General features: G+C 59.7%; 26 protein-coding genes and 1 riboswitch. Of the genes, 9 read left to right on the forward strand and 17 right to left on the reverse strand.

The genetic code is table 11. From position 1 onward, the window contains the following. Positions 1 to 8: 8 nt before the first annotated feature. The 6 genes from hpnK to WC026_RS06280 all read right to left on the reverse strand — a co-directional run bounded on the left by hpnK (position 9) and on the right by WC026_RS06280 (position 3,813). Positions 9 to 872: a hopanoid biosynthesis-associated protein HpnK gene (gene hpnK / locus WC026_RS06255; protein ID WP_372709977.1), complete on the reverse strand. Its 864-nt coding sequence runs from the start codon at positions 870 to 872 to the stop codon at positions 9 to 11. An 80-nt stretch (positions 873 to 952) separates the two neighbouring features. After that, positions 953 to 1,213: a hypothetical protein gene (locus WC026_RS06260; RefSeq protein WP_372709978.1), complete on the reverse strand. Its 261-nt coding sequence runs from the start codon at positions 1,211 to 1,213 to the stop codon at positions 953 to 955. A 164-nt stretch (positions 1,214 to 1,377) separates the two neighbouring features. Further along, positions 1,378 to 1,749: a hypothetical protein gene (locus WC026_RS06265; RefSeq protein WP_372709979.1), complete on the reverse strand. Its 372-nt coding sequence runs from the start codon at positions 1,747 to 1,749 to the stop codon at positions 1,378 to 1,380. Between the two features lie 136 nt (positions 1,750 to 1,885). Next, the gene (locus tag WC026_RS06270) at positions 1,886 to 2,761 is read right to left on the reverse strand and encodes a DUF1289 domain-containing protein (protein WP_372709980.1); all 876 of its coding nucleotides are present in this window, start codon (positions 2,759 to 2,761) and stop codon (positions 1,886 to 1,888) included. Between the two features lie 74 nt (positions 2,762 to 2,835). Beyond that, a complete protein-coding gene (locus WC026_RS06275; protein ID WP_372709981.1) occupies positions 2,836 to 3,579 on the reverse strand; it encodes a CbtA family protein in 744 nt (247 codons plus the stop codon). A gap of 21 nt (positions 3,580 to 3,600) precedes the next feature. Then, entirely contained in the window at positions 3,601 to 3,813 is a 213-nt protein-coding gene (locus WC026_RS06280; RefSeq protein ID WP_372709982.1) for a CbtB domain-containing protein, read from the reverse strand. A gap of 59 nt (positions 3,814 to 3,872) precedes the next feature. Then, a riboswitch (cobalamin riboswitch) is annotated at positions 3,873 to 3,949 on the reverse strand. Positions 3,950 to 4,014: 65 nt separating this feature from the next. On the opposite strand from WC026_RS06280, the gene WC026_RS06285 reads away from it, so the two are divergent. Further along, a complete protein-coding gene (locus WC026_RS06285) occupies positions 4,015 to 4,575 on the forward strand; it encodes a histidine phosphatase family protein (protein ID WP_372709983.1) in 561 nt (186 codons plus the stop codon). Between the two features lie 15 nt (positions 4,576 to 4,590). Here WC026_RS06285 and WC026_RS06290 read toward each other — a convergent pair whose 3' ends face one another. The 3 genes from WC026_RS06290 to WC026_RS06300 form a co-directional block, all read right to left on the reverse strand. Then, positions 4,591 to 6,561: a glycosyltransferase gene (locus WC026_RS06290; protein ID WP_372709984.1), complete on the reverse strand. Its 1,971-nt coding sequence runs from the start codon at positions 6,559 to 6,561 to the stop codon at positions 4,591 to 4,593. Between the two features lie 14 nt (positions 6,562 to 6,575). Then, on the reverse strand, positions 6,576 to 7,913 hold the full coding sequence (locus WC026_RS06295; protein WP_372709985.1) for an HlyD family secretion protein: 1,338 nt from the start codon (positions 7,911 to 7,913) through the stop codon (positions 6,576 to 6,578). Positions 7,914 to 8,340: 427 nt separating this feature from the next. Beyond that, positions 8,341 to 8,574, reverse strand: a complete 234-nt coding sequence (locus WC026_RS06300) for a hypothetical protein (RefSeq protein ID WP_372709986.1) — start codon at positions 8,572 to 8,574, stop codon at positions 8,341 to 8,343. Between the two features lie 253 nt (positions 8,575 to 8,827). Between WC026_RS06300 and WC026_RS06305 the strand changes: the two genes are divergently transcribed. Further along, a complete protein-coding gene (locus WC026_RS06305; RefSeq protein WP_372709987.1) occupies positions 8,828 to 10,030 on the forward strand; it encodes an MFS transporter in 1,203 nt (400 codons plus the stop codon). Here the strand turns inward: WC026_RS06305 and WC026_RS06310 are convergent. The 4 genes from WC026_RS06310 to rfbC form a co-directional block, all read right to left on the reverse strand. Further along, positions 10,027 to 11,808 (reverse strand): ABC transporter ATP-binding protein, encoded by a 1,782-nt coding sequence (locus WC026_RS06310; protein WP_372709988.1) that lies wholly within the window; start codon positions 11,806 to 11,808, stop codon positions 10,027 to 10,029. The two genes, WC026_RS06305 and WC026_RS06310, sit on opposite strands and share 4 nt — an antisense overlap. 306 nt (positions 11,809 to 12,114) lie before the next feature. Next, positions 12,115 to 13,008 carry a glucose-1-phosphate thymidylyltransferase RfbA gene (rfbA, locus tag WC026_RS06315; RefSeq protein WP_372710028.1) on the reverse strand — a complete coding sequence of 298 codons (894 nt, stop codon included), beginning with the start codon at positions 13,006 to 13,008 and terminating at the stop codon, positions 12,115 to 12,117. A 5-nt stretch (positions 13,009 to 13,013) separates the two neighbouring features. Continuing rightward, positions 13,014 to 14,105, reverse strand: a complete 1,092-nt coding sequence (gene rfbB / locus WC026_RS06320; protein ID WP_372709989.1) for a dTDP-glucose 4,6-dehydratase — start codon at positions 14,103 to 14,105, stop codon at positions 13,014 to 13,016. Positions 14,106 to 14,138: 33 nt separating this feature from the next. Beyond that, positions 14,139 to 14,690, reverse strand: coding sequence for a dTDP-4-dehydrorhamnose 3,5-epimerase (gene rfbC / locus WC026_RS06325; protein WP_372709990.1), 552 nt, complete (start codon positions 14,688 to 14,690; stop codon positions 14,139 to 14,141). Between the two features lie 172 nt (positions 14,691 to 14,862). Here rfbC and WC026_RS06330 point away from each other — a divergent pair, with 172 nt between their 5' ends. The 4 genes from WC026_RS06330 (at position 14,863) to WC026_RS06345 (ending at position 17,974) form a co-directional block, all read left to right on the forward strand. Further along, positions 14,863 to 16,680, forward strand: a complete 1,818-nt coding sequence (locus tag WC026_RS06330; protein WP_372709991.1) for an AI-2E family transporter — start codon at positions 14,863 to 14,865, stop codon at positions 16,678 to 16,680. Positions 16,681 to 16,764: 84 nt separating this feature from the next. Continuing rightward, a complete protein-coding gene (locus WC026_RS06335; protein ID WP_372709992.1) occupies positions 16,765 to 17,046 on the forward strand; it encodes a hypothetical protein in 282 nt (93 codons plus the stop codon). 15 nt (positions 17,047 to 17,061) lie between these two features. Next, positions 17,062 to 17,583 (forward strand): hypothetical protein, encoded by a 522-nt coding sequence (locus WC026_RS06340; RefSeq protein ID WP_372709993.1) that lies wholly within the window; start codon positions 17,062 to 17,064, stop codon positions 17,581 to 17,583. A 10-nt stretch (positions 17,584 to 17,593) separates the two neighbouring features. Beyond that, positions 17,594 to 17,974, forward strand: coding sequence for a hypothetical protein (locus WC026_RS06345; RefSeq protein ID WP_372709994.1), 381 nt, complete (start codon positions 17,594 to 17,596; stop codon positions 17,972 to 17,974). A 30-nt stretch (positions 17,975 to 18,004) separates the two neighbouring features. Here WC026_RS06345 and WC026_RS06350 read toward each other — a convergent pair whose 3' ends face one another. The 4 genes from WC026_RS06350 to WC026_RS06365 all read right to left on the reverse strand — a co-directional run bounded on the left by WC026_RS06350 (position 18,005) and on the right by WC026_RS06365 (position 20,924). Next, positions 18,005 to 18,334 (reverse strand): cupin domain-containing protein, encoded by a 330-nt coding sequence (locus WC026_RS06350; protein ID WP_372709995.1) that lies wholly within the window; start codon positions 18,332 to 18,334, stop codon positions 18,005 to 18,007. A gap of 41 nt (positions 18,335 to 18,375) precedes the next feature. Next, a complete protein-coding gene (locus WC026_RS06355) occupies positions 18,376 to 18,735 on the reverse strand; it encodes an SPW repeat protein (RefSeq protein WP_372709996.1) in 360 nt (119 codons plus the stop codon). 173 nt (positions 18,736 to 18,908) lie between these two features. Beyond that, a complete protein-coding gene (locus WC026_RS06360; protein ID WP_372709997.1) occupies positions 18,909 to 19,682 on the reverse strand; it encodes a ferredoxin--NADP reductase in 774 nt (257 codons plus the stop codon). A gap of 150 nt (positions 19,683 to 19,832) precedes the next feature. Beyond that, positions 19,833 to 20,924 (reverse strand): hypothetical protein, encoded by a 1,092-nt coding sequence (locus WC026_RS06365; protein WP_372709998.1) that lies wholly within the window; start codon positions 20,922 to 20,924, stop codon positions 19,833 to 19,835. A gap of 655 nt (positions 20,925 to 21,579) precedes the next feature. Between WC026_RS06365 and WC026_RS06370 the strand changes: the two genes are divergently transcribed. From WC026_RS06370 to WC026_RS06380, 3 genes are read left to right on the forward strand one after another with little or no spacing between them, the layout of a single operon-like run. Continuing rightward, positions 21,580 to 22,473 (forward strand): glutamine amidotransferase family protein, encoded by an 894-nt coding sequence (locus tag WC026_RS06370; RefSeq protein WP_372709999.1) that lies wholly within the window; start codon positions 21,580 to 21,582, stop codon positions 22,471 to 22,473. 22 nt (positions 22,474 to 22,495) lie between these two features. Further along, the gene (locus WC026_RS06375) at positions 22,496 to 23,182 is read left to right on the forward strand and encodes a protein GlxC (protein ID WP_372710000.1); all 687 of its coding nucleotides are present in this window, start codon (positions 22,496 to 22,498) and stop codon (positions 23,180 to 23,182) included. Then, the gene (locus WC026_RS06380) at positions 23,182 to 24,519 is read left to right on the forward strand and encodes an FMN-binding glutamate synthase family protein (protein ID WP_372710001.1); all 1,338 of its coding nucleotides are present in this window, start codon (positions 23,182 to 23,184) and stop codon (positions 24,517 to 24,519) included. Before WC026_RS06375 ends, WC026_RS06380 begins: the two co-directional genes overlap by 1 nt. The last annotated feature ends 35 nt before the right edge of the window (positions 24,520 to 24,554 follow it).

The following is a 24,554-nucleotide window of genomic DNA, read 5'->3' on the forward strand; positions in this document are numbered from 1 at the left end:
GCCGTGGTTCAAGGGCGGCGAACGGCCTCACGAAACGGCGCCAGCTTCACGTCCAGCGCCTTGGCCTTGGCTTTGACGTTGAGGCTCGTCAGCGCGGCGAATTCGTCCATCGGGCGGTAGTGATCGGGTAAGTTGTCGACGCCCGGCCATCGCCGCGTCGCGGGATGAAAATAGAACTCGGTCGTGCCGTTGGGGAGTTTTTCGAGAAACTGCAGAACGCGCGTTTCCGTCATCGCCCCGCTGTCGTTCAGGCCGAACACGCGATCGTTGACGCCGAGCCCCGCCGCGCGTACGCGCCGCCGCAAGAGCCGCGATTGCATGTAGAAAAACATCCAGCCTGAGAAGCGGTCGCGGAAACGATCGGACGTCGCCGTGTAGGACGGAAAGAAAGGTTCGACCGGAATGCGCACGGGGGGATTTGCAAAATCCTTCGCGAGCTTGGCGATGATCTTCGAGATCGCCGGATGCATATGAAAATGCTGGTGGCCGTTGATGTGGTCCATGGTCAGGCCAGTCTTGCGAAAGGCGTCGAACTGCGCCGTGATCTCGGCTTCGGCCTGGCGGCGGAGATCTTTCGAGAAGAACAGCGCGGTTCCAAATTTGACGGGGTCCGTCGAAAAGCGGCCGTCGCGTCCGACGAGGCCGGGCACTTCGGTCGGCGGAAGAACCGGACAGCTGTCGACGAGCGTCAGGTGCAGTCCGACGCCGAGATGGGGAAGCTTGCGCGCGCGCTCGATAGCGTCGTCGCGGGCAGGGGCTCCCATCATCAGGCTCGCGGCGGTCAAAATGCCGTGCTGATGCGCCAGCTCGACCGCTTCGTTGACCGGCAGCGAGAGGCCGAAGTCGTCGGCCGTCACAATGAGTTTCTTCAAAGCCGCTCCTCGAAGCCGTTATTGGCGTGAACTCGAGAAGCGTTTTACGACTGCACCCGCGGCTCTGCCAACTCCGGCTTTCAGCGCTTGCTGCGCTGTTTCGACTTGGGTGGCGGATCGATGACGTCGCGGCAGGCGGGGCTCAGCCGGTCGCGTTTGCGGTTGAGGCACGCGACGATCCGGTCTTCGTTTGGAATTTCAAAGAAGCACAGGCTCAAGACGTCGCCGGTGCATGCGGCCTGCTCGTCGGCGGTGCCGCTGTTGGCATGGCCGAGGCTCGATGTTGCGGCGAATGCCACAGTCATGAAGAGAGCCGCGAGAACCCAACTTATCGCTTTCATCGGAGGTCCCACAATTTTTGCGAGAAGCCAAAAAGTCTCGTCGCATTTGCAAGATGCTCAATTGATCGGCGCGTGGCGGTGAAACTGTGGCGGCTTCTCCGAAAAATTCGACGCAAAGTCGCCTGTTTCATTCGGGCAGTCGACGAGTTTCTCGTTAACTACGCTTACGGTGTCGTTCCGGGCGGCGGCGGATTGGACGTGCTCTGCGGTTCGGCTGCGGCTCCCTCGCGAATTTCGCAAAGCGTCGGCGTGTCGAGCGATGTCTTGTTCATGAACGCCCAGTTGGCGAAAGCGATGTAACAGACGGCGACGGACTGCTTGTTTTGCAGCGTCACGATGATGGTATCGGTCTTCACCGACTCGGTCGCGCGCTTGGCAACCTCGAGCGGGACGAGTGTGACAGTTTTAATTTCGTAGTCTTTGGCGATGAGCCCCGTAAAGGACGACTGCAGCGGCGGTTGATCCTGCGCGCTGGCCGCGGATGAGGCCAAGCAGAAGGCTGCAACGAGCAGAGTTCCAAGACCTGCGCTGCGCATGCGATCCTCTCTTTTGTTCTCAATGAGACTTCGTAAAATGCGTACTACGGCAGCGCGGCCGCCTCAACACTGAACGCGTGTAAGCAACCGTCGGCTGGGGACAAAGCGGGAGAACCGAGGTTTCGGAGCCGGGCGTTTAGGACACTACGGGTGTCGGATAGAAAATTGCGGCGGGCATCGCGAAGGGAGGAAGAGCCAAACTGGCCGGAATCTCTTCGCCCGACTTGAGGAATTCGGGGAGCAGGTGGGTATGCGCTCCAAAGGGGGATTTTTGGCCCGGCTCGGGAATTGGCGCGTACACCTCGATTCGTACGGCTGCCGATTCGACGACCCGGTGTGGGCTTGCCGCGATGACTTGCATGCCGATGCCGTCCATGAGATCGGCCCAGTGCTTGCCGGTATGAGCGGACAGGCTTTCGGCGAGCGCTTTGTCGTCGGTGCGCACGCAGAAGCGCGCGTTCTTGCGTCCAATGCCGAAGTCGAACAGCTTGTCGTTTCGCTGGGATGCGGCAATCGCGTCGGAATCGGGGCCGAGCTCTTGAACGGTCGCGTGGGCCGTCATGCTTGCGCGCGCCTTCGGCATGGCGAGGACGATCGGTCCGTCATCGGTGAAGGCAAAGGCCCGAAGTCTTTCATTGACGCGCAAGCGAAATGCGGCATCGGCGGCACGCGCGATCATCGATCCATCGCCGGTATCGATGCCGATCCGGCGATCGGGCGTGCACGGAAACTCGGCGACGGCGCCTGGGACCCCGGTGACCCAAGTGCCGCGTCGCTCGGAAATCATCTCGCAGGTCCAGAGCGCAATTTCGGCAGGCGTCCAGGGCAGAAGACGGACGTGGATCGCAAGCTTGGAATGGCGCTCTGGCAGTTGGCGCCAAACGTCATTGCGCCGGTCCTCGTCCATCGCCATCCAGTCGGCAATTTCACCGCCGGTACGTGCACAGCCGATGCAGAAGCCGGATGCCGAATCGAGTTTACAAATGCCTACGCAAGGCGAGTGCCGTGCCAATTCGACTGCCTTAAAAGTGATGATGGTCTCAGACGTTTCGGGCCGCCTTGTGGGCGGCCCGAACGCGATCTCAATTAGTATGCCACTCGTGTTTTGCTTCGTTCGACCAAGGCGCCGAGCGCTAGCCCGATCGTTGCCCAAAGGATTCCCTGGATCGCGAACGAGGCGATGCGGAATTTCCAAAGGAGATCGGCCGGGAAGTCGTTCGGGACCTCGTTGATAGTCGGCAGCGCGTATCCGGCAATCGTCACGAGAACGATGTAGGCCAGCGCTCCGACGACAGTCGCATTCCATGAGCCAAGGCTGGTAGCAAGCGCCCGCCCGAGCGTGATGGCAACAGCAAGCGCCGCCGCGGAAAACACCATCATCGTGAAGTAGAGCTGCGTGCGATAGCCGATGGTTTCTTCGGCTCCGACGGCCGGCGGATTGGCCGGGTACTTGAGGTAAGGCACGGCGTAGAGCGCTAGAAATCCAATCGCTGCGATCACGATAGCTGTCGTGCGCGGCGGAAACTTCAGCAGCCGTCCGCTTGCAAACGCGAAGGCGAGCGCGAAAAGTCCACCCAATGCGGTTCCGAACAGCGCGATGCCTGTGAGCAGGCCAAATCCCGCCTGGACTTCACGGCTCACGAGTTCAGGCTCTTCGGCTTCTGCCGCCGCGCCGTTGGCGGCATGCGCCTGATGTTCAGCCGCAGTGTGCGATTCTTCAAATGCGATGGCGCGATCGACTTGCGGTTCGCCGATAACTCTAGCGAAGCCGAAAGCGAGAAGCGCAGCAAAAAGGCCCGCGAACATGCCGCGAAGCAATAACTGTCCCATGATTTTTATCTCCGCGAGCGATCAGTGGCAGGGGAAGCCGAGAAGGTGGCGCCCGTCGTGAACGAATTCGTGCACGTACATGCCGTTAAAGATCGCCATGGCGCCTTCCTCGACGCCGATGAAATACATCGCGAGAAGAAACAACAATCCGCCGAAGATTGCCCAAGGCAGGATCTCTCGGATCGGAATGGGTGTTGCAACTGTATCTTGGATGACGGAAGAATATGATGCCATTTTAGGGGCCTCCTTGGGATTGCGCGTCCCGTTCAAGCATTGCGGCCCATCACAAGAGGGTCTGACTTTCGGCTGGAGCTTTGGGGGCATCCTCCGATCACAGTGGCGCGACCGTTCCGGAATTTCACCGGTTTCCTACCCATGACGTGCGAAGGTCGACCATAGGTTGATCTGCGCCTTTGTCAATGTAAAGCAATGCCCATGGTCCAGCGGTTGACGCTCATCTCACACGCTCCAACGGCTGCAACGCGCGCGGCAGCCTTCCCGTTGGATGAAGGCATCGACGAGAAGGCGCGGCGCGATGCGTCCGCACTTTCCGGCGATTTGCCGCAGTTCTTAACGGCCTGGACGAGCCCGGCGCGGCGGGCGATCGAGACTGCGGCGGCGCTCAATGTAGACGCCAAGATCGAGCCGTTGCTACGCGACATGGACCTCGGGCGATGGGCGGGGCGGACCTTCGCCGACGTCGAAGCTACGGAGCCGGAAGATATGGTGCGCTGGCTTTCCGACACGGCGGCAAGCCCGCACTGCGGCGAGTCGGTCGTGGCGCTTCTGGCGCGTGTTGCGAACTGGCTGAGGACGGCGGCGGAGCGGCAAGGCCGGAGCGTGGCCGTTACGCATCCCGCCGTGATCCGCGCCGCCATTGTCGTCGCTATCGAGGCGAAGCCGGTTTCGTTCTGGCGCATCGACATCGCGCCGCTCTCGATCGTCGAGCTTGGCTCGAACGGCAAGCGCTGGACGCTGAAGTCGATCAGTGCCTGAGCGTTGTGCTGCCGCCTAGCGAAATACCCGTGCGGCGACCGCACGCGCCAGGAGGTGCGGCTTGATACTTCCATTCGTCACGGCGCGGGGTGACGAGAAAATGTAGCGCAGGACGCTCATCTTGGCTTTGTCCGTTGCTTCGAACTGCAAGCCGAAGCCGGTTTGCGTCGTTCGCCGGACGTGCGCTTCGAGAGCGATGTCGGCGAAGCTGATCTTTACCGGTGTTCCGACTGGAACCGGCAGATCGCCGATGAGATGAATGCCGCTGACCGAAATATCGGACGCGAAATAATCGCGCACTTCGCCGTTAAAGCCCAACCTCACGGGAACGCGCACGTCGAAGCGATCCCCCTTGCGGCGTTGCTGCTGTTCAGCGCAGACGTAGCAGCACAGAGTCAGAAGAACGATATTGTACCAGCTCCAGAAAAAAGCGATCGCGCTCGACTCGGCGAGCGGACGGCTCTGATCGAAAATGAACGCATTGGCGATGCCGAATGCCGTCAGCAACAGAAGCGCTCCGAATATTCGCAACAGCGGCCATTGGATGAATTGCTTGCTGCGGTCTCCGCCTTTCGCGGTCACCTTGAATTTCTGGCCGTTGGGCCGCAGCAATCCGGACCAAACGGACTTCAGAACCTCGGACGCGCAAAGCATCTGATAGAGATCGGTCATCAGCGGCAGCACGCGCCCTTCCGTCAGCCAGACATAGATGGCGGATTGGACGACGATGAACGGCGCCAGATACCAGATGGCGTCGATAACGTTGGCGTGCACGGCCTGGATATCAAAAATGAGATACAGCGCCGGGACGAGAACGCCGAGCACCCGGAACAGATGCGTTGCCGACCAATGCAGGAACGTCTCGCAGAGCATGATGCGATCGACGAACGGCAAGCCGTTGCCCAATTTCAGCGGGCCGCTCGGGCCTCTGCAAATCTGCACGAAACCGAGAGACCAGCGCGCGCGCTGGCCTGTGTATTCGGCAAGTCCCTCCGGCGCGAGGCCGAGGGAGAGGATCTCGTTCAGGTAAACGGTGCGGAAGCCTTTTTCCCTGAGCCGCAGCGAGACGAGGTAATCCTCGGTCACCGAGTCGGTCGGAAAGCCGCCGATGCTCTGCAGGGCGTCGAAGCGAATGACGGATGACGTTCCGCAGCAGAAGGCGGCGTTCCAGGCGTCCTTCGAGGCCATGACGATGTCGAAGAAGAAGCGCTGTTCGTCGGGCCAGACCTTCGTTAGCGCGAGATTGCTTTGGATCGGGTCGGGGTTGAAGAAATGCTGCGGAGTTTGCACGACGCCAACGTCGGATTCGAGCGCCAGTGAAACGGCGCGCATCAGAAAATCCGGAAGCGGGATGAAGTCGGCGTCGAGAATGGAGATGAAATCCGGTTTCTCATCGAGGGCCGCGAGCTTCTTCAGGGCCGCATTGATATTACCGGCTTTCGCATGGGCATTGTCGGGGCGGGTCATGTAGCCGACGCCGCGACGTTCACAGAGTTCCTTCAGCCAGGCGCGGCGGCCATCATCGCAAACCCAGACACGGAAGTTCGGATAGTTGAGCCCGAGCGTGCCGATGATCGTGCGATCGAGAATATCTTCGCCTTCGTTATAGGTGCAGATCAGTACGTCTATCTTCGGCACCTGTGGCTCGGCGAGGAGCACCTGGACGTTGGCATTGGCTTCGGCGGTTCTGTTACGCGTGCGCGTCAGAAAGATCTGCGAGGCTGTGGCGCCGAGCATCGCGATCGCTTCGACGGCCGTGAACGTCAGACCGGTCAGGAAATCGATCGGATTATCTGGGGAGGGAATGGTCTCGAAAATCCGCCACAGCATGTAGCGCCAGCCGAGAAACAGGCAGACGATGATCGCGATCGCGCGAACCGACGTGTTGTTGCGATTGACCCACGGGAGGATCGCGAGCGCGATCAGCAGCAGGACGATCGCCGGAGCAAACGCATCCCAATAGCCCATGCCTGCGGCATACGTCATGACGTCCGCTCCGTTCAGTCAGCCGACGCGAGCGTTGGCGCGGACGATGTGTCGAACTTGACGAGGCCCGAACGGCCGATCTGGCACTCCGCGCCTTCGGTGAGACCCGGAAAATTCAGCGTGACGTGATAGGGCTCGCGCGCCAGCATGCTCTGCTGGATGGCGCTGTTCGAGGCGACCGCCGCGAGGCCGTTCAATCCGACGATGCGGCCGTGCAATTCCTTGCCGCCGCCGCGCGGCTGGAACGTCGCGTTCTGGCCAATTCTCAGTTTCTGATATGCCGTTTCGCTGACGCTTGCGGTGACCATGGCGCTACCGCAGTCGAGCAGACGCATGAGGTCCTGCCCGGCGTTGACATGCTCGCCCGGCGCGGTGAGAATTTCCCAGACGCGGCCATTGACGGTCGAGCGAATGGCGGCTGTGGACAATTCCTCCTGCCGCCGCGTTTCCGCATCGATGCGTGTCATGAGGACGGCCAGTTCCGCCTTGCTGCCTTCGAGGCGGGCGCGAACGTCCGCCAATTCCAGCGCGACTTCCATCTTGCGCTGAGCCGATTGCGGCGTGTCGTTATAGCTGTCGCCGATAAAGATGAACTTCCTTGCCGCATCGAGTTCGACCATCGCGCCCTTGCGCCGTTCGGTGAGGCTCTGGATCGTGTTCTTCGTGACGCGCTCGTCCTGCAATGCCTTGTCGAGGAACGCTTGGCTAACGGCGTCCGTCTTTCTCAGCGCGCTAGCGCGTGTCAATGTCGTCAGCGCCATGTCGTGTTGCGCTTCGGTGGCGGCGATGTCAGCCTCTATTTCGCGGATGCGCTGCTCAAGTTGCATGATGCGGCCGACGCGAAAATTCTCCTGCTGCTCGGTCAGTTCGCTAAGGTTTTCGGTCAGAATCTGTTTCTTCGCCTCAAGCGCCGCGATGGCGGTGCCGAGCTGGTCGCGCTCGCGGCGCAAGCCATCGAGATGGGAATAGTCGGCGCGGCGGTTCTGGATCGTTAAGATTGTTTCATTGTTTCGGAACGTGCTGCCGATGTCGGTTGCGGCGGCTGCCATCGTGACGTCGCCCTCGATCGGTGCGCGCAGCGTAATCACGCGGGCATTGACGATGGCTTCGGCGCTCGTCGTGGCGAGGAGGCGAACGGTGGGAGCCCAGCCCAGCACCAGCGCGACGGCAACGGCCAACGCGGACTTGGCAACGGTGGAGAGCGGTATTCTAGAGAGCGAGGTTCGCCATGAGGACTTCGGTGCGACATCGGTTTGACTTAAACCGTCAGGGGCGTGCTCACCTTCCTCTTTGCCGTTGGCGCGCTGCGTTCTCCAGTCCTTGATTGCAGATTCGAGGAAAGAAAGCTGCATATTGGCACTGAACGCGGCGTCAGCAATTTCTTCTTCTGCGTGCTGAGTATCTGTCGATGGGTTTTGTGCCGTTTGGCGCAGCCGGGGCGATCGATTGACGGAATATTTCATTTGAATTGAACCTTGCGGGCTGGCCTGAAAGGGCGGAAACACCGAATTCGCAAGTTTCAATTTGTACGTGAGCTGAATAAATAAACGCTGAGAATTTGATTTAATTAGTCATTATCGATGGTCGATTTAGAGACGGCCTTGCTTGCCCGAAATCTTGCGATTTTATTAAGAGGGATACGACCGTCCGTTTCGCGGTGCCGTGGGGAAGCGGCTGCTGGGCCCCGGGATGGAATCACCTGATATGAGGGTGGAGAGTGGAGCGGGCCCGCCGACGATGCGAACGGCATTGCGGACTCGGCTCGCTCCGGTACCGGCGTCAGGTGCCCGAGGCATCCTTTAGGCATTTCGTCGTGAAGCTGGTCTCGGCGGCGCCATGCAGGTTTTTCGCCTTGGCGTCGGCGTCGCACTTGGATTTTGCGTCTTTCTCGCACTTCGTGATGAAGCTATTGAGCGCTGCGCCGTGAAGTTTCTTTTCATTCGCCGTTGCGTTGCAGGTCGCGTCGGCGGCCATTGCGGCTGACGACATGAGGCAGCCTACGATCAACGTCATGATCACTCTCATTGCATCCTCCTTGAAGAGCCAGATCAGCATTTATAGCCGTGGGTTTTTAAATCCCATCGCACGTTCGTACGGGTCGCAGGGTAAATGATGTTTAATCGGTGTTCGAAACGCGCCGGGAAGGGTTACGCAACTGGATGGATGATAGTTCCGCCGCGCTTAGGGATGGCGCACGAAATCTGCTAATTCATGGCCTGTGATCACCGATGCCGGCTTTGATATCGAAGTTCGGGGAAGGAACCGCATGAGCAGCGAGCAAGTGACGGCGGTGGAAGATGGCGAGCGGCCGTTGAGCTTCGGGTTGATTTTGACGATGGCGATCGCGTGTGGCGTCGCGGTTGCAAACATTTACTACAACCAGCCGATGCTCGGCGTCATCAAACGGGAATTTTCCGGCTCGTGGTGGGTGGGCCTTATTCCGACAGCGACGCAGATCGGGTATGGGCTTGGGCTCTTCATGCTCGTGCCGCTCGGTGACCTTATGGATCGCCGGCGCTTGATTGTCGGGCAATTCATCGTTCTCGGATTGGCGTCGTTCGCTGCGTCGCTCGCGCCCAACGCCGCGGCGCTGGTCGGCGCGTCGCTGGTCGTCGGGGCGTGTGCTTCGGTCGCGCAGCAGATCATTCCTTTCGCCGCGTCGCTGGCTGCCGCCGACAGGCGCGGCAGCACGATCGGAATGGTGATGGCTGGACTGCTGTGCGGCATTCTTCTCAGCCGGTTGCTGTCAGGCTTTGTCGCGACCTATGCTGGCTGGCGCGAGATGTTCCAGCTCGGGCTGCCTATGTCTATTGCTGGAGCGATCGCGATGGCGATTGCTTTGCCGCGGAACTATCCGCACTCTGGCCTCAAGTACGCGGAGGCGCTCAAATCGCTCGTCCATCTTTGGGTTTCCGAGCCGAAGCTCAGGCGCGCGAGCCTGATGCAGGCGGCTGTGTTCGCATCCTTCTCCGCCTTCTGGACCGTTCTCGCGCTGCATCTGGAAGAGCCTCATTTCAATCTCGGTGCTGACGCTGCCGGGTTGTTCGGCGTCGTCGGGGCCGCCGGAGTCATTGCCGCGCCGCTTGCAGGGCGTCTGGCGGACAAGCGCGGCAGCGGGCTCGTGCTGCGCCTTGGAGCGGGGCTGGTTGTTGTTTCGTGGCTGATCTTCGCGGCGTGGGATCAACTGGCCGGACTGGTGGCGGGCGTGATCGTTCTGGACCTCGCGGCGCAAAGTACGCTGATCTCAAACCAGCATATGATCTATGACCTCCGGCCTGAAGCACGCAGCCGGCTCAATACTGTTTTCATGACGACCATGTTCGTCGGAGGTGCGTTCGGTTCCATCGGCGGCATCGTCGCTTGGGACAGCGGCGGCTGGTTCGCTGTTTGCGGGTTCGGCGCGGTGCTCGCGCTGGCGGCTCTCTCGGTGCAGGCGTTCAGCCGGGAAGGCGCGCGTGGCGCGCTTTAGACGGCGCGGGCGCGGGCGAGCGTATCCGTCTGCTCGGCGTATTTGGCGAACTGGAGCTTGAACAGGCGGCCGTAGGCTCCGCCTTGAGCGAGCAGCTCGTCGTGGGTGCCGCTTTCGATGATCCGACCCGCGTCGATGACGTGGATGAGATCGGCGTGAAGAATCGTCGAAAGGCGATGGGCGATCACCAGCGTGGTCTTTCCCGTCGTCAGCTGCTTCAGCTCTCGCTGAATGATATCCTCCGTATGGCTGTCGAGAGCCGATGTCGGCTCGTCGAGGAGGATGATCGGGGCGTCCTTCAAAAAGGCGCGGGCGAGGGCGATGCGCTGGCGTTGCCCGCCGGAAACCTGAGTTCCCAACTCTCCAACCGGCGAGTCGTATTTCATCGGAAGCTTGACGATGAACTCATCAGCGCTCGCTGACTTTGCGGCGTCGACGCACTGCTGGTCGGACGCGGATTCAAGACCGGTGCGGATATTGTCGATGATCGTTCCATCGAACAGGAAGGCATCCTGCCCGACGGTTGAGATGTTGCGGCGGACCGAGGGCAGCGATGTCGAGGCGATGTTCTGGCCGTCGATCGTGATGTATCCGGCGTCAGGCTCACGGAAACGTTGCAGCAGCGAGAAAATTGTCGTCTTGCCGCCGCCGGAGAGCCCGACGAGCGCCGTCGTCTTGCCTGCGGGCGCCGTCAAATTCAAGCCATTGATCGTGGCTTTGCCGGGCACGTAAGAGAACGTGACGTCGTGGAACTCGATTTCGCCGCGCGTGACGGTGAGTTCGGGCTTGCCGGGGGGCTCGTCTTCTTTCGCGGGGGTGTCCAGCAGTTCATACATCATGCGAACGCCGACCATGGCGGACGCGAGCTGGAGATGAACGCGCGACACGCGCCGCGCGGGATCGGCGCACATCAGCAGCGCCGTGATGAATGCAAAAAACTGGCCGGGCGTATCCCCATAGTTGAGATTGCGCCAGCCCGCGTAAAATACGACGCCAGCGACCGCGAAGCCGCCTGCGGCTTCCATCATCGGGTTCACCGTCGCCTTGATGCGCAACATTTTGATGTTGAGCCGTTCGACGGCGCTGATCGCGTTCATGGCGCGCGTTCGCATGTGGTTTTCAAGCTGGAACGATTTGACGACCTGCGTCCCCTGGCTGAGCTCGCGGGTTGCTTGAATAATGCCGGCCGTCTTATTCACCTCGGTCTTGGCGGCTTTCTGAACACGCTTACGCAGCTTTCGCGACGTAATGGCGATGAGGGGACCGCCAACGAGCGATATCGCGGTCATGATCGGATCGAGAATGATCATCGTCGCAACCAATCCGATGATCGTGAAAACGTCTCGGCCGAAGCTCATCGAGATCATGTTCAGGACGTCACGCGTCGCGGCCGCGTTATTCGAGATGCGTGTGACGAGATCGCTCGAGGAATGGCTGTGAAAGAATGCGATGTCGACCTTCAGCAAGTGGTTGAACATGCGCCTCTGCGTTTCGGCGACAAGACGGTTGCCGATGGTGCCGACCATCACTTCCGACGCGTAGGCGGCCAAGCCCTTGACGAGGAAGATTACGATGATGCCAAGCGTAATTCCCATCAGGGCGGCGCGGTTTTGCTGCACGAAGATCGTATCGATGACGTACTTCATGAGGTACGCGCTGAGCGCCGTCGTGGCCGCGACGATGATCATCGCGGCAATCGCCAAGGCGTACTGCGGCGCATATTCGCGCCCGTAGTCGCGCGCGAGGCGTTTCAGTAAATCCAGCGTGTCCGACGGCATGACTCTCTCGCTCAACGTGCGATGACGATTAAATCACCGAGGGCCTGGCATCCCTTACAATCCGCCTGAGCAATGATTGTGGCGCTGCCCTCTCATCGCCCTGCAAAGTCTTTTACCGGCGAATCCATGCTACCACGCGCGGCATTTCGCGGCCGAGTGCTTAATCCCAGAAAAAATCTGCGGCGTACACGGGCAGGTGCGGCCAGCAACCGGAAAATGTCAATATGCGAGATCGCAACTTATGGTTCGATGCACCTGCTGTGGGCTCAATCGTATGTTCAGTGCACGTCGGTGAGCGTCTTCAGATCATGACGCGGCTGGATCTGGCGCGTCGACTTCAGAGATCACGCCTTCGACGTATTTTGCATACGTGTTGCTTCCGAGATTCGCGACCCATTTCCGCATTTCGCTGGGGGTAACGAAGCCTAAGCGAAGCGCGACCTCTTCGGGGCAGGAAATCTTCAGGCCCTGCCGCCGTTCCATCGTCGACATATACTCGCTGGCGTCCTGCAGGCTGTCGAACGTTCCCGTATCGAGCCATGCGAAGCCGCGACCCATCGTCACGACATAGAGGCTGTCCAGGTCCATGTACATTTCGTTTAGCGTGGTGATCTCGAGTTCCCCACGCGCGGACGGCTGAACCCGCGCAGCAAGATCGACGACGCGATTGTCGTAGAAATAAAGCCCGGTTACGGCCCAGTTGGATTTCGGAACGTCCGGCTTTTCCTCGATCGATCTCGCGTGGCCGGTTGCGTCGAACGTCACGACGCCGTAGCGCTTTGGATCGGCAACCTGATAGACGAATATCGTCGCGCCGGACGGCCGTGCCGCGGCGGCGCACACCATGTCGGCAAAGCCGTGGCCGTAAAATATGTTGTCTCCGAGCACGAGCGCGCACCGGTCGCCGCCAATGAAGTCGCGGCCGATGATGAACGCCTGCGCGAGCCCCGCGGGCGTCGGCTGAATCGCGTAGCTCAGGCGAACGCCGAATTGCGAGCCATCGCCGAGCAGGCGCTTGAATTGATCCTGATCCTGCGGCGTCGTGATGATCAGAATGTCGCGAATGCCCGCCAGCATCAAAGCGGTCAGCGGATAATAGATCATCGGCTTGTCGTAGACCGGAAGCAGCTGCTTCGAGATTGCGAGCGTCAACGGATAGAGGCGCGTGCCGCTGCCGCCTGCGAGAATGATGCCTTTGATCCCACTCACGCGGCGTTACCCGCGCGTTGTGCAAGGATTGGCGCCGCCGGAGTGAGAAGACCAAGACGCGATCCCGAATACACGCCGTCTCGCAGCGGGCGCCACCAGTCTTCGTTCTCGAGATACCATCGCACCGTGTCAGCGATGCCCGTCGCGAACGAGTGTTCGGTGCGCCATCCGAGTTCGGATTCGATCTTCGCCGGATCGATCGCGTATCGGCGGTCGTGTCCGGGGCGATCCTCGACGTGGACGATGAGGTCACGACGTGGACGTCGAGATGGACGCAGCGCGTCCAAGGCTGCGCAGATGTGTTCGACGACGGCGATGTTCTCCATCGGCGCGCGGCCTCCGATATTATAAGTTTGTCCGACGCGGCCGTGCTCGACGATCCGCGTCAGCGCCGTCACGTGATCGTCCACGTGAAGCCAATCGCGCACCTGGCGGCCGTCGCCGTAGACGGGCAGGGGCTTGCCTTCGAGTGCATTCAGAATGACGAGCGGGATCAGCTTCTCGGGAAACTGGTGCGGCCCGTAATTGTTCGAGCAGTTGGTCGTGATGGTCGGCAAGCCGTATGTCGCGTACCAGGCGCTAGCGAGATGATCCGAGGCGGCTTTGCTTGCGGAATAGGGTGAACGCGGATCGTAGGCCGTGCTTTCGGTGAAGAAGGCTCCGGGCGCCAGCGAGCCGAATACCTCATCCGTCGAGACATGGAGGAACCGGAAGCGGCCGCGCGCTCCATCATTGAGGTTCGAGCAATAGCGTCGCGCGGCTTCGAGAAGAACGTGGGTACCAAGGATATTCGTTTTGATGAATTCGGCCGAGCCGTTGATGGACCGGTCAACGTGGGTTTCGGCCGCGAGATGGATGACGGCGTCAGGTTCGATGTCGGCGAAGATCGCGTCCATCGCGGCAGCATCGCAAATGTCGGCGGGAAAGAAGCGGTGGTTCGGTGCGCTTGAAACAGACTTCAGGGATTCGAGATTGGCGGCATACGTCAACTTGTCGACGTTGGCGATATGCCACGCGCGATCGCGCACGAGATGGCGAACAAGCGCTGAGCCGATAAAGCCTGCGCCGCCGGTTATGATGACTTTCATGCGCGCATCCTTCCCCCGAGAAGCCGCGCGGTCTCAGAAGGCTATGGCCATATTCGCGAAGGAGGGTAGCCGCGCATCCTTGTCGGAAACTGTCACGTCGTGCGCGGCGACCGGCCAGGCTATCGCGAGGCTCGGGTCGGACCATAGAATTCCAGCTTCATATTCGGGCGCGTAGGGTGAGGAGGTTTTGTAGGCAACCTCGGTGTCGGGTTCGAGCGTGCAGAAGCCATGAGCGAAGCCGGCTGGAATATAAAGCTGCGCCCAGTTTTGTCGCGAGAGTTCGACCGCGACGTGCTTGCCGTAAGTGGGCGACGATCGTCTGAGATCCACAGCTATGTCCAGGATGCGCCCCCGGTTCACCCGGACGAGCTTGGCCTGGGCATGGGGCGTCCGCTGGAAATGCAGGCCGCGGATCGTGCCTTTGCGTGTCGACAACGAAAAATTGTCCTGCACGAACGTGGTCGGCAGCCCGGCCTCTTGAAGGGCTTTCTCGCTGTAGGTTTCAGAGAAAAATCCGCGCTCGTCCTCAAAGCGCGGAGGAATCATCAGTTTTAGGCCTGCAATTTCGAGGTCCGTCACCTGCATTGGAAATCCGCGTTTTTGATTGAAGACGACCGTCGGCTGGATTGGGCTGCTCCGCGTCCGCCGTCAACCGGAACTTCCGAACTCCGCATATCGTGCTGCCCTCGCGCTCGGCGGTGACGGAACAAGAGCGGCGTTGAGGTGTTCAGCACGAGCGCTTCTTGGAATCCGCCTCATGCCGCTCGTCTCCAATTCCCTCCGAACATTGTCCGCCGCGCTCGTGGTCGCGGCAATCCTGATCGCGACGCTCGTTCTCGGGCGGCCGATCCTGGTGCCTTTGGCGCTCGCTGTAATTGCGTGCTTCATCCTGGTTCCGGTCGTCCGCTGGCTCGAACAGCATGCGGTGCCTGAATGGCTATCGGTCGCCTCGGTGGTTGTCGCCACGACAGGGCTTTTGCTCGGTGCCTCGATCGCGCTCAGCTCGCAGCTTTTATCGCTGGCCGCCGACCTTCCTGCGTATCGCGCCAACGTCATGGACAAGGTTCACGCCGTGGTTGGCAGCTCGGCTCCGTCGGGTGTCGTCAGCCGGGCGATCGATGCGGTCGAAACCTACCAGAAAATGCTGAACCGTGAGCTGAAGCTCGGTGCCGACTCCGCGACGCAGCCGGAGGCCAAGCCCGAAACGAAAGTCGTCGTCGAGCAAGACAGCACCAGTGATACCTGGCGCGGCATTCAAATCCTTGCCGAGCCTCTTGCACAGATGGCATTGACGTTTCTTTTCACGCTTTTTCTGCTGGCGCAGTACCGGGACATCAGGGATCGCGTCGTCCGGGTCTTCGGCACGGACAACATGACCGAGACGACGTCGGCGATGTCGGATGCCGGAGAGCGGCTTTCGGCGCTGTTCACGGGGCAGGTCATTCTCAACGCTTCATTCGGCGTGGTTGTCGGCTGCGTGCTGATGATCGTCGGTGTTCCAAACGCGCCGCTCTGGGGCGTGGTGGCGTTCATCATGAGGTTCGTGCCGTTCATCGGCGTCTACGTCGCCGCTATTCCCCCCGTCCTGCTCGCTGCGGCGGTCGATCCCGGCTGGACGAAAGCGATTGCCACGCTTGCCTTGTTCGTCATCGGCGAGCCGATCATGGGGCAGGTGCTCGAGCCGTTCTTTCTCGGCAAGCGGGCCGGGTTGTCGCCGTTTGCAATGATCCTGGCGGCGAGCTTCTGGACACTGGTATGGGGGCCGATCGGACTTGTGCTTGCCGCGCCGCTGACGCTCGTTGTGGTGGTCCTCGGGCGGTACATTCCGGATCTCGAATTTGTTTCCGTGCTTCTTGGCGATGAGCCGCCGCTTTCCGAGCAGCAGGAATTTTACCATCGCTTGCTGTCCGGCGACACGTATGCGGCCAACGATCAGATTGAGGAGGCTCGGGAGACTTCGTCGCCTGAAACCATCCTGGACAATCTCGTTTTTCCGTCCTTGCAGTTTGCGGTCATCGACCGACGGCGCGGACGCTTCGATGACGACGCGATGAAGGAGCTTGACGAAACGATCCGTGACGTCGCCGCGGAAAGCCTGCCGCAGGTCGGTGAGGATGGGGCCGCAGTTTTGATCATACCGGTGCGTGGCGTCTTTGATACGTTCGCCGCGCGTTTCGCCGTCGGGGCCGTCAACGCCCGCATTCCGGGTGCTGCAAGCGCGATTTTGGGCGGTTCCGGCTTGACGGCGTTATCGAGCATCGATGCTGGCCAAGTTTCGGCTCCGAAAAAGCTTGTTTTTATTACTGTTGCCGGCGTCGCCGACAAAGCTCTGGCCTTCATGGCGAGAAAGGGCGCCGAGAAATTTCCGAACTCTCAAATTGCGGTTATCGATCTGACGCGGCCGGCCGGAAATATTTCGGTCTCTTCGCGCGGCAATGTTCAAGCGCAGGTATTCAATCGATTAACGGATTTAATGGCTTCGCTGAATTCGGATGATCTTTCTAATCCGCCGGCGTCGTCGGTAACACCGGCGAGCGTGCAGAAACGCGGAGCCGCGCTCTCGGGAAGTTACTGAGCCGAACCGGAACAAAGTCGTCGGGCGCCGCGTTTGACGTTTGATTTACACAGCTCATGAGCCGCTCAATTGACGAGGCACGCAATGGCACGACAGGAAACTCCAGAAGGACGCTCCGATGATATGGTGGAGCGCGTCACCGATGCGGGAACGCGCGCGGCGGATGCGGTAGGGCGGGCCGCCGCTCATGTCGAGCAGACCCGCGACGAACTTCTCGCGCAAGGAGCAGAGCTTAGCTCCAACGTTCAGAAGGTCGGCAAGAATTTTTCCAAGGCACTCGACAAATCCGTCTCCGACCAACCGATGACTACTCTCGGCCTCGCCGTCGCGGCGGGCTTTGTCCTTGGCGCCCTGTGGAAGGCCTAATATTAGGATCAACGAATGTTTGCGGCCCTCTTCAAACGCGCGGAACAAACCGTCGATTCGGCAATCGGCGATCTCGGAAACCGGATTGTCATCGCAATTCCGTTCCTGGTCGCGCTCGGGTTCGCGGCGACAAGCTTCACGCTTTATCTCGATCGCGTTTATGGCTCGGAACTCGGCACGCTGATCGTCGCCGGAGCGTTCTGTCTCCTCGGCTTCGTCGTGGCGCTGGTGGTCAGAATTCGCCGGAGGCAAGCCGTCAGCCGGCAGACGGCCGCGGCATCGGAAGCGACGGTTGCGGGCGAAGCCTCACCGAAGGAAGACCTAAACGGAGCGGCTGGACCGCAATCGTTGTTCGATGACGAAACGGTGATGGCGGTGGTGACGTCGGCGGCGCCGATCGTACTTCCTGCCATTCTGAGAACCGGCATGAAGAACTGGCCGATCATTTTAGCCGCGGCTGCTGGTCTCTATGTCGTGAGCCGGCCAGGTTCGGATTCTTCCGGAGTCCAACCGGATACATCTTCACAATCATCTTGAGGTCAAACCGATGCAGAGCACCACTTCATCCGATTTCGCCACGACCGACGAGCGCGGTCGGAATCTGACGGCCGACGATGACAACGGAGTTTCCAATGTCGTGCAAGAGGGCGTGGACGTTCTCAAAAATAATCCCGTGCTAACACTCGTGGCGGTCGGAGTTCTGGGATTTGCCATCGGGACGCTTGCGGGCCGATCGACCGTCCGGCGGCGGAGCACGCTCGACGCCAACCTGGATTCCATTCAACACGCGATCGAGTCTGCGCGTTCCGGTACGTCCGATACGATCGGGAGCTGGACAAAATCACTACGGAACAGCGGATACGTTCCGGACCATGTCCCGGCTCGCGTGAAGCAGCAAGTGCGTCGCTTGCTATCGTCGCTTTCGTAGCACCTATGAAGCGTGCGGTGCTTCATCCAGTCAGCGGGCAAACAGGATGGTCAGCAGCAGCGATGAATCCTTGATGCCTTTGACGGCGTGACGTCTGCCGCCCTCAAGATAAATCCATTGCCCGGCGGAAAGTTCGACGGTTTGGTCGTCGAGCTGGAGTACGACGTGGCCCTCGAGACAGTGCAACGTGATCTCGCCCGTCACGCCGTGCGCCGGAAGTTCGCTTCCCGCCTTGACGATCAGGCGGATCGCTTCGAACGAATTTGTTTTCGCGATCGCGCTCGTCTTAGCGTCGGAATGCTTTTTGTCGAGTGGCCCGAGGTCTGCAACTTCCCCCGGTTTTACATGATGCAATGCCATGTGATCTCCGCGGCCGTCGTCGCATAAACGTTCATCGCCGTTTATGCGGCGTCCTGCTCGTTTTGCCGAAGTCCCAAAATGCTCAGGGCGGCGACAGCGATGCCGGCGATGATATGCAGAAAGCGCAGACTGCCGCTTGCCGCATAGTCGAATATGAAAGGCGACGCCGCGACCCACGCGCCCAAACCCAGCTGGCAGACTTCGATCCAACGGCGAAATTTCACGAGATCGGCTTCGGCGAGGACCATCACGAGCAGGCCAGCGATCGCTGCGTTTGCGACGGCGGCCGAATTGCCGTCTTCCTCAACGATCCACGGGGCCAATGCGATCAAAATTCCAAGGAAAATGCCGAACCAGTCGTCCCATTCGCGACGAGTGCTTCTCAGGTTCCAATCGGCCATGCTCTCGATTTCCTCGGTTGGATTACGGGCGGGCGTCTCGGACTATAAACCTTATTTCCTCAAGTTCATACCTGCCGACGCGCAACTCAAGTTGCGTCGCGAGTCCATGACGACGCGCGCATGCGGACAGGTTTCGCGACGTGGCGCGCATCGAAGCGGACGATTGCGGGACGCTATTTTTCGACGAACGCTTTTTCGATGACGAAATCGCCCGGCTCGCCGGAATTGCCTTCCTTGAAACCTTGCTCGATGCAGAATGTTTTGAGTTCGCCCAGCATCGAAGGGCTGCCGCAGATCATGACGCGATCTTGCTCATGCGTGAGCACGGGGAGGTTTATCTCGGCGTAGAATTCCGGTGATTTCATCAAGTCTGTGATGCGGCCGCGATTCTTGAACGGCTCGCGCGTGACTGTCGGGAAGTAGATGAGCTTGGAGCGGATTGCGTCTCCGATGTATTCGTCCTGCGGAAGCTCGCGCATAATCCTGTCGCCGTAGGCGAGTTCCGAGATGAGGCGGCAACCGTGCACGAGAATAACTTTCTCGAAGCGCTCGTAGGCTTCCGGATCGCGAATGATGCTCATGAACGGAGCGAGGCCGGTTCCAGTGCCGAGGAGGTAGAGATTTCTACCGGCCTTAAGATTGGGGATGATGAGAGTTCCGGTCGGCTTCCGTCCGACGAGAATGCGGTCGCCTTCCTTGATGTGCTGGAGGCGGGAAGTTAGCGCGCCGTCCGGAACCTTGATGCTCAAAAATTCAAGGTAGTCGTCGTAGCTTGCACTCACCACGCTATAGGCGCGGGTCAGCGGCCGACCTTCGATCTCAAGGCCCATCATGACGAACTGCCCGCTGTCAAAGCGCAAGCTCGGGCTCCGCGTCGCCGTGAAGCTGAAAAGAGTGTCGGTCCAATGCGTGACTGAAAGCACTTCTTCTCTGGTGAATGCCGTCATGTCCCCCATCCCTCTGGATAACGGTGCGCTGCGCCAGCCATGCGACTGCAAGAGTGGGCTGATTTCTCTCGTAGATAGCGGACGAAACAGAGCTTTTCTCTGATGCAAATCATCGCGGTTTTGTAATGATTTGTAATACTGGCTGGCTGATTAGAATTTTTCGAAAAGGGCGGCCATGGTTTTCGCGCCTTGAAGCTTGGCCTCGGAGTCCATTTTCGCATTCGTGGCAGCGATGAGTTTCGCAACGGTATTGTTGGTGCCGGCAACCGGGTTGCGTTCATAGCCGCCGCGCTGGAAAAAGTTCGACGTTGGAATTCGGGCGCGCAGGCGATCCGTCATCATGACCATTTCGAAGCCGTTGCCGTCACCGGTCAAATTCATCATTTCGAGTTCGGCGGCTGATAGCGGTCCGTTGACGTCATAGCGACGGGCGAACTCAACCGACGTCAGCAGTTTTCTCACCTGCAGCAGCGGGCCGACATCGATGTCGAGATTCAAAGCATGGATGCCGATGCCTTTCGGGGTATCAGCAAGACGGGCGTGATCGTTCCAGCGATCGGGGACAGTTCGGCTGAAGGCGATCATTTTCTTCACGATGTCGATCTTGCCGAGAAGCGCAGCCTTGCGGGCGCCCGTTGCCGATCTGGCCTTGCTTCTCAGAACCGAGATGAATTCATCTCCGGCTTCGGCCAGGAGTTCGACGCTATTAGTGCTCAGCAATTGATTGTATCCGAGGCCCGTCGAGACGGCGCGTGCGGCGGGCACATCATATTCAAGTCCGGCCTGCACATCATATTTGCCGTCGCCGCCGGACTCGAAGGCATAAATCCTGACGCACTGTTCCGCCGTGAGACCCGCGGTTCGCGCAGCGACCACGTAGGCGCGCTTATATTCGTTCTCCGTCTTTGGTGCCTCGGGAACGAAACTGAACTGAGCTTTGGCTTCTCGTAAAAAATCCGCGATGACGGGAATGGGTTTTGCGGGCGACGTTGCGCCGTCTGGGGGCGCTGGCTTCAGCGGGCCTGAATAAATGGGCGGCTGTTGCAACACGTATTCGCTCGCCGTCAGGTTCTTAAAGGAACGTCGTGCGCGCCGCTTCGATCGCTTTTTCGCGATCGATTCCCAATAGGGATCAGCGAGGCTTTCGTAGGCCGCACGCGCTTGCGCATATTCGGCGAGTTTCTCGCGATCAATCGTTTGTCGTTTTGCGAGGTCGCGATCGGCGGCGTGAGCTATCGGCATGGCGAAGCACGCCACGACGAGTGCCAGAGCGTATGCGAGCGTCAGTATAATCGCTTCGCGCTTTGCACGTTTTGCAGATGCACGTTTTGCGGAAAATGCGGACAAGGGTTTTGCTCACGAATGAAGGTTCGGGCGCGCTTGCCGATGCTATCGTTATTCGATGCGAGCGTCTCGGCGGCGGGGGCCGTTCCATGGATGCTGTTGCGCGAAAGCTCTATTTCGAGATGGCGGATGTGTTGATCAGCGCGATCGCGCCGGTTGGGACGCGGGAGGGATCACGCGATCATCCTCGACCGTGGACGTACATCGCCGATGCTGATGCATTTCGAGATTGGTGGAATTCAAATATGCGTCCGTTATTATCCGTATACGGATAATCTGCCCCTGCGCCCCGTATGGTTACTCGTACTGAACGGGCGTCAATAATTCGACTAGGGAAAAAGAAGTGCTTCACAGTCACTGAAGTCCGTGTATTGAGGGGCATGATTTTTGTCAGCCCCTGACAGAGGTGCAGGCGCAAGGCCACGAGCGGCCAAATGTGCCGCAAAATAAAATTCATGTTCCTCTCGAGAAATAAATGTTCTTACTGGTTGACGCCGGCTTTAAAGTCGCATAAGTCGATGTGTAGCATTCTCAATCAAAAAGGCAGGCCGTCATGTGCGGAATTGTGGGTCTTTTTCTAAAAAATCAGGCACTTGAACCAGAACTCGGAAGCATGGTTTCGAGCATGCTGACGACGATGTGCGAGCGTGGTCCGGACTCGGCTGGTTTCGCCGTTTACGGCACTCCGAGCAAAGGCAAAAGCAAAATCACGATCCAGTCGGCTGACGCCGACGCGTTCAAGGGGCTTTCGGACCGGATCAAGAAAGAGGCCGGCGTCGCCTCGGATATCGCTTTGAAGTCCAGCCACGCTGTCCTGACTGTGCCGTCGGACAAGTCGGACGCGGTCGTGACCTGGCTCCGGGCGAATACCCCGAACATCCGGATCATGGGTGCGGGCGACGCCATCGAGATTTACAAGGAAGTCGGCTATCCGACGGATGTCGCGAAGCGCTTCGAACTCGCGAAGATGACCGGCAGCCACGCCATCGGCCACACGCGCATGGCGACTGAATCGGCTGTGACGACCCTCGGTGCGCATCCGTTCTCGACCGGACCCGACCAGTGCCTCGTGCACAACGGCTCGCTCTCCAATCACGCCAGCCTCCGCCGCGAACTGCGTCGCGACGGCATGCGTTTCGAGACTGAAAACGATACCGAAGTCGCGGCGGCCTACATCACGTGGCGCATGAAGCAGGGTCTCAATCTCGGCGATGCCCTGCGCGGTACGCTCGACGATCTCGACGGCTTCTTCAATTTCGTTGTCGGCACGAAGAATGGCTTCGGCGTCGTGCGCGATCCGATCGCGTGCAAGCCGGCTGTCATGGCTGAAACCGACGACTACGTGGCGTTCGGATCGGAATATCGGGCATTGGTTGATCTGCCGAATATCGACAAGGCGCATGTGTGGGAGCCTGAGCCCGCAACTGTCTATTTCTGGGAACGCTAAACGTCAGCTAGGGTGCCGACTTATGAGAACGATCGATCTCGCGAAGAGTTCGCTACGCGAACTCAATCAAGACCTACACCGTCAAGACTCGGGCGCGAACGAGGCGTCGTGGGAAGTTTTAAATCCGCGCGGCCAGCACGCCATCGCGGTCGGCGTCGACTCGCCGATTGCCATCTCTGTCAAAGGTAGCGTCGGCTACTATTGCGGCGGCATGAACAAGCAGGCTGCGATCACGGTTCACGGTTCGGCCGGTCCGGGCGTTGCCGAGAACATGATGTCGGGCAGGGTCGTCATCAAAGGCGACGCCAGCCAGTACGCCGGGGCCACGGGTCGTGGCGGCATGCTGGTCATCGAAGGCAACGCGTCCTCGCGTTGCGGTATCTCGATGAAGGGCATCGACATCGTCGTCAACGGCAACATCGGCCATATGTCGGCGTTCATGGCGCAATCCGGTCATCTCGTTGTGTGCGGAGACGCAGGCGACGCACTCGGTGACTCGATCTACGAAGCCAAGCTTTTCGTACGCGGAAAAGTGAAAAGCCTCGGCGCCGACTGCATCGAAAAGGAAATGCGTCCCGAACATCACGAGACGCTGACCAAGCTTCTCAAGGACGCTGGAATGTCCAACGTCAAATCGAGCGAGTTCAAGCGCTACGGTTCGGCCCGCAAGCTCTATAACTTCAACATCGACAACGCGGACGCATACTGATGACTTATCATAACCCCCAGACCACGCCGCGGAAATCCTGGACGTTCGACGACTATACGTTGTCGGAAATCCGTCGTGCGGCAGCAACCGGCATCTACGACATCCGTGGCGGCGGCACGAAGCGGCACCTGCCGCACTTCGACGATCTTCTGTTCCTCGGAGCCTCGATTTCGCGCTATCCTCTCGAAGGATATCGCGAGAAGTGCTCGACGACGGTTACGCTCGGGACGAGATTTGCGAAGAAGCCGATCGAACTCAAGATCCCGATCACGATCGCGGGCATGAGCTTCGGTGCGCTTTCGGCCAACGCCAAGGAAGCGTTGGGACGCGGCGCCAGTATCGCCGGCACGTCGACGACAACGGGCGACGGCGGCATGACGCCGGAAGAACGTGGACAGTCCAAGACGCTCGTCTATCAGTACCTGCCGTCACGCTACGGCATGAACCCGGATGATCTTCGTAAAGCTGATGCGATCGAAGTCGTTGTCGGCCAGGGCGCGAAGCCCGGCGGCGGCGGCATGCTGCTCGGCCAGAAGATTTCGGATCGCGTCGCAGAAATGCGCAACCTGCCGAAAGGTATCGACCAGCGGTCGGCCTGCCGTCACCCTGACTGGACGGGACCCGACGATCTTGAAATCAAGATCCTCGAGCTGCGCGAAATCACGGACTGGGAAAAGCCGATCTACGTGAAGGTCGGTGGCACGCGCCCCTATTATGACACGGCTCTCGCGGTCAAAGCTGGCGCCGACGTCATCGTTCTCGATGGCATGCAGGGCGGCACCGCCGCAACGCAGGAAGTGTTCATCGAGCACGTCGGTCTGCCGATCCTCGCATGTATCCGTCCGGCGGTGCAGGCACTGCAGGATCTCGGTATGCATCGCAAGGTTCAGCTCATCGTTTCGGGCGGAATCAGAAACGGTGCCGACGCAGCAAAGGCTCTTGCACTTGGCGCGGATGCAGTTTCGATCGGTACGGCCGCTATGGTAGCGCTCGGCGACAACGATCCGTCACTCAATGCCGAGTATGCGAAGATCGGCACGGAAGCCGGTTGCTATGACGACTGGCACGAGGGCAAGGATCCCGCAGGTATCACGACGCAGGATCCGGAACTCGCCAAGCATCTCGATCCGGTTCGCGCCGGTCGGCGCCTCGCCAATTTTCTCAAGGTGATGACGCTTGAGATCCAGACGGTGGCTCGTGCCGCTGGTCATAATAATATTCATAATCTCGAACCGGAAGATCTTTGCGCACTTACGATGGAAGCCGCGGCGATGGCACGTGTACCTCTCGCCGGCACCAGCTGGATTCCTGGAGTGAATGGAGCGGGCGGCTTGTAAGCCGCCCCTTCTATTTAAAAAATACAAACGACAAA

This window comes from Hyphomicrobium sp. (assembly GCF_041674905.1).
Taxonomy (GTDB): Bacteria; Pseudomonadota; Alphaproteobacteria; order Rhizobiales; family Hyphomicrobiaceae; genus Hyphomicrobium_B.

Excerpts from the sequence above, each read along its gene's own strand:
- WC026_RS06260 (WP_372709978.1), bottom strand. The coding sequence starts at position 1,213 with ATGAAAGCGATAAGTTGGGTTCTCGCGGCTCTCTTCATGACTGTGGCA.
- WC026_RS06265 (WP_372709979.1), bottom strand. The coding sequence starts at position 1,749 with ATGCGCAGCGCAGGTCTTGGAACTCTGCTCGTTGCAGCCTTCTGCTTG.
- WC026_RS06275 (WP_372709981.1), bottom strand. The coding sequence starts at position 3,579 with ATGGGACAGTTATTGCTTCGCGGCATGTTCGCGGGCCTTTTTGCTGCG.
- WC026_RS06280 (WP_372709982.1), bottom strand. The coding sequence starts at position 3,813 with ATGGCATCATATTCTTCCGTCATCCAAGATACAGTTGCAACACCCATT.
- WC026_RS06285 (WP_372709983.1), top strand. The coding sequence starts at position 4,015 with ATGGTCCAGCGGTTGACGCTCATCTCACACGCTCCAACGGCTGCAACG.
- WC026_RS06290 (WP_372709984.1), bottom strand. The coding sequence starts at position 6,561 with ATGACGTATGCCGCAGGCATGGGCTATTGGGATGCGTTTGCTCCGGCG.
- WC026_RS06295 (WP_372709985.1), bottom strand. The coding sequence starts at position 7,913 with ATGCAGCTTTCTTTCCTCGAATCTGCAATCAAGGACTGGAGAACGCAG.
- WC026_RS06300 (WP_372709986.1), bottom strand. The coding sequence starts at position 8,574 with ATGACGTTGATCGTAGGCTGCCTCATGTCGTCAGCCGCAATGGCCGCC.
- WC026_RS06305 (WP_372709987.1), top strand. The coding sequence starts at position 8,828 with ATGAGCAGCGAGCAAGTGACGGCGGTGGAAGATGGCGAGCGGCCGTTG.
- WC026_RS06310 (WP_372709988.1), bottom strand. The coding sequence starts at position 11,808 with ATGCCGTCGGACACGCTGGATTTACTGAAACGCCTCGCGCGCGACTAC.
- rfbB (WP_372709989.1), bottom strand. The coding sequence starts at position 14,105 with ATGAAAGTCATCATAACCGGCGGCGCAGGCTTTATCGGCTCAGCGCTT.
- rfbC (WP_372709990.1), bottom strand. The coding sequence starts at position 14,690 with ATGCAGGTGACGGACCTCGAAATTGCAGGCCTAAAACTGATGATTCCT.
- WC026_RS06330 (WP_372709991.1), top strand. The coding sequence starts at position 14,863 with ATGCCGCTCGTCTCCAATTCCCTCCGAACATTGTCCGCCGCGCTCGTG.
- WC026_RS06335 (WP_372709992.1), top strand. The coding sequence starts at position 16,765 with ATGGCACGACAGGAAACTCCAGAAGGACGCTCCGATGATATGGTGGAG.
- WC026_RS06340 (WP_372709993.1), top strand. The coding sequence starts at position 17,062 with ATGTTTGCGGCCCTCTTCAAACGCGCGGAACAAACCGTCGATTCGGCA.
- WC026_RS06345 (WP_372709994.1), top strand. The coding sequence starts at position 17,594 with ATGCAGAGCACCACTTCATCCGATTTCGCCACGACCGACGAGCGCGGT.
- WC026_RS06350 (WP_372709995.1), bottom strand. The coding sequence starts at position 18,334 with ATGGCATTGCATCATGTAAAACCGGGGGAAGTTGCAGACCTCGGGCCA.
- WC026_RS06355 (WP_372709996.1), bottom strand. The coding sequence starts at position 18,735 with ATGGCCGATTGGAACCTGAGAAGCACTCGTCGCGAATGGGACGACTGG.
- WC026_RS06360 (WP_372709997.1), bottom strand. The coding sequence starts at position 19,682 with ATGACGGCATTCACCAGAGAAGAAGTGCTTTCAGTCACGCATTGGACC.
- WC026_RS06365 (WP_372709998.1), bottom strand. The coding sequence starts at position 20,924 with ATGCCGATAGCTCACGCCGCCGATCGCGACCTCGCAAAACGACAAACG.
- WC026_RS06370 (WP_372709999.1), top strand. The coding sequence starts at position 21,580 with ATGTGCGGAATTGTGGGTCTTTTTCTAAAAAATCAGGCACTTGAACCA.
- WC026_RS06375 (WP_372710000.1), top strand. The coding sequence starts at position 22,496 with ATGAGAACGATCGATCTCGCGAAGAGTTCGCTACGCGAACTCAATCAA.
- WC026_RS06380 (WP_372710001.1), top strand. The coding sequence starts at position 23,182 with ATGACTTATCATAACCCCCAGACCACGCCGCGGAAATCCTGGACGTTC.